This window comes from Candidatus Cryosericum odellii (assembly GCF_003570935.1).
GTDB lineage: Bacteria > Caldisericota > Caldisericia > Cryosericales > Cryosericaceae > Cryosericum > Cryosericum odellii.
Window position 1 is genome coordinate 3,149 of the sequence record NZ_QXIU01000048.1, and the last position, 6,084, is coordinate 9,232.

Sequence of the window (6,084 nt, forward strand, 5' to 3'; positions counted from 1 at the left end):
ATCTTCGAGCATGTTCACAATCTGGGCCTGAATACTGACATCAAGAGCCGAAATGGGTTCATCCGCAACAATGAACTCCGGATTCATGGCCAGAGCTCGAGCTATGCCGATGCGCTGACGCTGTCCCCCAGAAAACTCGTGCGGGAACCGGTTGGTGTGTTCCGGATTGAGTCCAACCGTGCGCAACAATTCCTGAACACGCTCTCGGCGCTCGGCCATGGTTCCAATATTGAAGATGTCCATCGGTTCTTCGATAATGTTTCCTACGGTCATCCGTGGATTGAGCGACGCATAGGGGTCCTGAAAGATCATCTGTAGTTTGCTGCGAACCTTGCGCATAGCTTCCCGACTCAGAGCACACAGGTTTTCGTCACAATAGGTAATGGTGCCCGCCGTCGGTGCATACAGACCCACGATGGTCCTGCCGACAGTCGTCTTACCGCAACCCGTCTCACCGACCAGTCCCAATGTTTCGCCGCGACCGACCTCAAACGAAACATCGTCGACGGCCTTCAGACTGGCCATGTGTCGCGCAAACGGCCCGCCGACATTGATCGCAAAATACTTCTTGAGATGTTCGACCTTGAGTATGGTTTCCATCGTTATCCCACCTTTACAAATCCAGGAACTGCCGGCGCGGTCGGATGATGGAGAAAACACCGAGCGCGGTGCCCTTCTCCGATTGTGACGAGTGGCGGTTCCTGCTCACGGCAGATGTTCATGGCGTACTTGCAGCGTGGAGCGAATTTGCAGCCAACAGGAGGCGCCAGCAGGTCCGGAGGACTCCCTTCGATAGGCACCAGACGTTCCCGGTTTTCAGCGTCGAGACGCGGGACGGATTTCATGAGTCCCATGGTGTACGGATGCCCCGGTTTTTCATAGAGATCGTAGACGTCCGCTTCTTCGAGTATTCGTCCCGCGTACATGACAACCACCTTGTCGGCTATGCCGGCTACGATGGAAAGGTCATGACTGATGATGATGATGCTGGATTTGAGTTTCGCTTTCAGCTCCTTCATTAGTTCCAGGATCTGCGCCTGAACCGTAACATCCAGAGAGGTTGTTGGTTCGTCGGCAATGACCAGCTCCGGACTGCACGAAAGCGCCATGGCAATCATGACACGCTGCCGCATGCCACCCGAGTACTGGTGGGGATAATCACGCATGCGTTCTTCGGGGTTGGGGATGCCCACCAGGGCAAGCATCTCGACGGCCCTCTTCCAGGCCTCTTCGTTTGTCGCAAGACCATGCGCCACCATGGACTCTGTCATCTGCAAGCCAATGGTCAGCACTGGATTAAGAGAAACCATCGGATCCTGGAAGATCATGCCAATATGACGGCCTCGCACTTTCATCATGGCATCGCCAGGAAGGCTCAGTAGATCGACCATCCCCTTGTTGGGACCGTTTTTCTCCATCCGGTCCGGCATTCCCAGCGCTGCACCATCAAACCACACATGTCCGCCCTCAATCCGACCGGGAGGGTTCGGGATGAGGCGCATGACGGACATCATCGTCACTGACTTGCCGGAACCGGACTCGCCTACGATGCCAACGACAGAGTCCTTTGGAACGGTCAGAGTCATCTTGTCCACCGCGTGGACAACACCGGCATAGGTGTGAAAATTGGTCGTAAGATCCTGGATGCGCATTAGAACATTGTTTTCATTCATTGCACACCCCCTACTGCCTCAGGCGTGGGTCCAGCGCATCGCGCAGGCCGTCGCCCAGAAAGTTGAATGCAAACATCGTCAGACAGATCGCGAGTGCTGGAAACAGCACAAGGTAGGGGAATGAACGAATGGCTTCGGTACCATCTGAGGCAAGAACACCCCAGCTGGCCACCGGCGCGCTGACACCCAGTCCTATGTAGCTGAGAAAAGCCTCGGTGAAGATCGCAGATGGAACCTCCAGTGTCACTGTGACAATAATGGGACCCATGGCATTGGGGATCAGGTGCTTGAAGAGGATACGATTGTTCGGGGCGCCGATGGTCTTCGCGGCCAGCGCGAACTCACGTTCCTTGAGCGACAGAATCTCGCCTCGCACAATGCGCGCCATGGGTAACCAGTAGGTGAGCCCGATGGCGATGAACACATTCACCAGGGGACTGACGCCTTTATCCTTGAACAGCACCGTCAGCAGGATAACGATGATCAGCGTCGGTATACCGTACAGGATATCAACGATACGCATCATGATGTCGTCGACCCGCCCTCCAAAGTAAGCGGAGATTCCACCATAGGTCACACCGATAAGAAAGTTGAGAGCCGCGCAGACAATGCCCACGGCAAGCGAGATGCGTGAACCGTACATGACACGTGTCATCTGATCGCGTCCCAGCTGATCGGTTCCGAAGGGATGTTGCAATGTGGGGGACTGAAACGTATTCTCCAAGTTCTGATCTTCGTAGCTGTATGGTGACACCATCGGTCCGAAGATGGCGATGACGAACAGGGCGATAATGATCCAGAACCCTACGACGGCCAGCTTGTTGCGGCGAATCCGGCGTATGGCGTCGCTCCAGTACGTAGTCGGCCGTCCAGTAATCTGTTCCAGCTCTCCAGAATTCTTGGGAGCAGGTACGAATGAACCTGCATCAGGGGTAACGCCTTCCTTGAATTGCCATGTAGTCGGTGCAGCCATCACGACACCTTCCTTTCGACGTAGCGAATACGTGGATCGAGCCAGGCATACGTCAGGTCTACCAGGAAGTTCATGAACACCAACAGGGCGCTGTAGAAAATGGTCACGCCAAGGATAACCGTGTAGTCGCGGTCATTGATGCTGGTGACGTAGTAGCGGCCCAGACCCGGGATCGCAAAGATCTTCTCGACAACGAAACTTCCCGTGAACACCGCCGCGATAAGCGGTCCCAACACGGTAACGACCGGGATGAGGATGTTGCGAAGTGCGTGCCGGAAAATGACAAGGCGCTCGGAGAGTCCTTTTGCCCGTGCCGTCGTGATGTACTCCTGGCGCAGGACCTCAAGCATGGACGAGCGCACAAGACGTGCTATGAAAGCAATTGGATAGCCTGCCAGCGTAAAGGCGGGAAGGATGACCTGTCTAACGGAACCCCAGCCAGCAGCAGGTACGAGGTGCAGTCCCAAGGCAAAAATGAACATGAGCAATACCGCCATGATGAAGTTCGGGACGGATACGCCCAGGAGCGCAATAAACATCACGAGATTGTCCTGCCAGCCATTCTGCTTGAGTGCGCCCCAGATGCCCAGAGGAATGCCGATACCGACAGCAAGAATCACCGCCACCACTCCTAATATGGCCGACACAGGAAATCCATCGTTGATGATGTTGTTGACGGTACGGTCCGTGTACTTGAAACTGGGACCGAGGTTGAACCGCAGAAGGTTCCCCATGTAATCAATATACTGCTTCCAGAGTGGGTCATCCAAGTGGTAGCGAGCCTCGAGGTTCTTGATGATCTGAGCCGGCAGCTTCTTTTCGCGGGAGAAGGGTCCCGATGGAAGCAGGCGCATCATGAAAAAGGTAGCCGATGCGACAATGAGGATAACAAGAATCATCGAGAGCACGCGTTGCAGAATAAACTTGAGCATAGGACCTCCATAGATAAGACTGGGGGCGGCCCGCCAGCTTCGAGAGCAGAACCGCCCCGCTTCTTTTCTTGCCTAGATCGCGTATGTCGCCGTCAAGAAGTTTCTGACAGCTATGACATGTAGGCGTTCTTCCAGTCGACAAATCCCAGCGTCGACTGGTAGAAGTTCTTGACGTGCTTGGTAATGAGCACAGGGTTCGTGTAGAAGTAGATCGGAATAATAGGCATATCCGTCATGAGAATCTTCTCTGCAGCATGCAGGGCCGCCATGCGCGCCGTCGGACTGACAGTGGCCTTGGCCTTTGCGATGAGAGCATCATACGTCTTGTTGGCGTAGCCAGTGCCGTTGTTTCCGCCACCCGTTACAAACATGTCCAGGAACGTGTTGGGGTCCATGTAGTCACCGATCCAGCCTGCCCGGGCAACTTGGTAGTTGAGGTTGTTCCGGTCATCCAGGTAGACGCCCCACTCTTCCACCTTGAGCGTGCACGTAATACCAAGGTTCTGCTTCCACATCTGCTGGATCGCCTCGGCGATGGATTGGTGTGCGTTGGAGGTGTTGAAGAGCAGGGTGAAGGAAGGGAACCCCTTGCCATTGGGATAACCGGCTTGTGCAAGCAACGACTTCGCCGTGGCGATGTCCTTGTCCTTGTAGAATGTACCACCAACAGTGCGGAAATCGCTGCCGGCAGCCGCGTCTGCAATGCCATTGGGAACATACGCGAGCGCAGGAGTCTGCCCACCCTTGGTGATAGCCGTCGTGATGCCCTTGCGGTCGATCGCCAGCGCCAGCGCCTTACGAACGCGGACATCGTTGAACGGCTTCTTGGTCGTGTTGAACATGTAGTAGTATGTCCCCAGGTACGGAAGGATCTTTGCATCGCCTGAGGCGACCAGCTTGGGCAACTCAGAGAGAGGTACGGTGGAACCGACATCCATCTGACCGCTCTGGAACATGGACAGAGCCGTCGACTCATCCGTGACCATGAGGTACGTGATCTTCGTAAGTTTGACAGCAGCCTTGTCCCAGTATGTCGGGTTCTTGACAAAGGTCATCTTGTCGTTGTGTGACCATTGCGTGAGCTTGAACGGTCCATCGGTGACGTAGTTCGTCACATCGGCGGCCCACTTGTCATTTGTGCTGACAACAGCCTTGCAGACCGGCATCAGGGTAGGGAACGCCGTCAGGTTGAGGAAGTAGACGGTGGGGGACTGGAGGTAAACCTTGAGGGTCTTGGCATCCAGCGCCTTGACACCGATATTCTTGCTGGGGTTGATTTCTTTCGCCATGTTGGCAACGGGGACGACCTTGCCCCCAACGGTCTTCGTAAGAGGATTGCCTTTGGCATCGACAGCCTGAACATAGTATTTGCTGCCGACCTTGATGGACGTGTTGAACGCTTCACCACCATACACGTAGTAGAGCTGGTAGGCATACGAAGCAGCCAGTTCCGGGCTGAGAGCACGCTTCCAGGCATACTCGAAATCATACGCTGTGACAGGTGTTCCGTTCGTCCAGTACGCATCGCGAAGCGTGAAGGTATAGGTCCTCCGGTCCTTGGAGATCGTCCAGCTCTTCGCGATTGCAGGCTGCGGCATATTCTTGCTGTCGATACGCGTCAATCCGTCCATGGTCTGCAGGATGATGTTGGCTTCCGGAATGCCCTGAGAAAGGGCTGGATCAATCGTGGCGGGCTCAGTCCCCAAGTTGTACGTTACCTGTTGGGCAACTGCTGCCTTTGCTGATGGTACAACGGACACTCCACCAAAGAATGAGACCAGGAATACCGCTATCAAGACAAGTGACAGTGCTTTCCTCATACAATAGCCTCCCTTTTTGCAACACGATTTGTCGCTCACGCGACACTTTTTAATGGTATCAACTGGCGAAAAAAATACAATGGGGCGAGACCAAAAAACCCCAATCCTTCTCTCGGTCAACACTATAGTAGCATGCAGAAGCGTCGTTCTTCGTGACCGGCGCTTCTGCATACAATCCATTCCAGCTACTTGCCCTTCGCTTTTGAAACCAGCGGAGCAGGCTCTGAAGAAACATCCTTGAAGAGCTCCTTGATAGTGCCGAGACTCCCCAGGAGAGCACTGCTCTCGTAGGGCAGGAACACTTTGTTGGCTGGGTTTGCGCTGATGGCTTCAAGCGTCTCCATGTACTTCAGCGCCAGAACATCCTGGGATGCACCGCCCTCGTGGATACCCTGGAAATACGCAATCGTCGCTTCCTTACGAGCATTGGCAACCGTGATCAACGCTTGCGCCTCGCCCTCAGCACTGAGGATCCTCTGCTGCCGATCGCCCTCGGCACGAAGGATCGCAGCCTGCTTCTCTCCCTCTGCCTTGTTGATCTCGGCTTCCTTTTGTCCCTCAGCTTCGAGAATGACGGCACGTTTGGTACGCTCCGCCTTCATCTGCCGCGTCATGGCCTCGAGGATCTCGGCCGGTGGGTTCACTGACTTGATTTCCGCACGCGTGACCTTGACACCCCATGGGTC

General features: G+C 54.9%; 6 protein-coding genes. All 6 read right to left on the bottom strand.

The window, feature by feature from the left end:
* A partial coding sequence (locus SMC5_RS01735) for an ATP-binding cassette domain-containing protein (RefSeq protein WP_165848921.1) occupies window positions 1–600 on the bottom strand: 600 nt, incomplete at its 3' end.
* Window positions 601–602: 2 nt separating this feature from the next.
* The gene (locus tag SMC5_RS01740) at window positions 603–1,673 is read right to left on the bottom strand and encodes an ABC transporter ATP-binding protein (protein WP_119119338.1); all 1,071 of its coding nucleotides are present in this window, start codon (window positions 1,671–1,673) and stop codon (window positions 603–605) included.
* 10 nt (window positions 1,674–1,683) lie between these two features.
* Complete coding sequence (locus SMC5_RS01745) at window positions 1,684–2,646, bottom strand: ABC transporter permease (protein ID WP_119119339.1); 963 nt, start codon at window positions 2,644–2,646, stop codon at window positions 1,684–1,686.
* A complete protein-coding gene (locus tag SMC5_RS01750; protein ID WP_119119340.1) occupies window positions 2,646–3,578 on the bottom strand; it encodes an ABC transporter permease in 933 nt (310 codons plus the stop codon). The genes SMC5_RS01745 and SMC5_RS01750 overlap by 1 nt, the downstream gene beginning before the upstream one ends.
* Before the next feature lie 110 nt (window positions 3,579–3,688).
* Window positions 3,689–5,398, bottom strand: coding sequence for a peptide ABC transporter substrate-binding protein (locus SMC5_RS01755; protein ID WP_165846171.1), 1,710 nt, complete (start codon window positions 5,396–5,398; stop codon window positions 3,689–3,691).
* Window positions 5,399–5,583: 185 nt separating this feature from the next.
* Window positions 5,584–6,084: SPFH domain-containing protein (locus SMC5_RS10960; RefSeq protein WP_207798967.1), on the bottom strand; the 501-nt coding region annotated here is incomplete at its 5' end.

What these genes read in the sequence shown, in the direction of transcription:
- SMC5_RS01740 (WP_119119338.1), bottom strand. Translation starts at nt 1,673, where the DNA reads ATGAATGAAAACAATGTTCTAATGCGCATCCAGGATCTTACGACCAAT.
- SMC5_RS01745 (WP_119119339.1), bottom strand. Translation starts at nt 2,646, where the DNA reads ATGGCTGCACCGACTACATGGCAATTCAAGGAAGGCGTTACCCCTGAT.
- SMC5_RS01750 (WP_119119340.1), bottom strand. Translation starts at nt 3,578, where the DNA reads ATGCTCAAGTTTATTCTGCAACGCGTGCTCTCGATGATTCTTGTTATC.
- SMC5_RS01755 (WP_165846171.1), bottom strand. Translation starts at nt 5,398, where the DNA reads ATGAGGAAAGCACTGTCACTTGTCTTGATAGCGGTATTCCTGGTCTCA.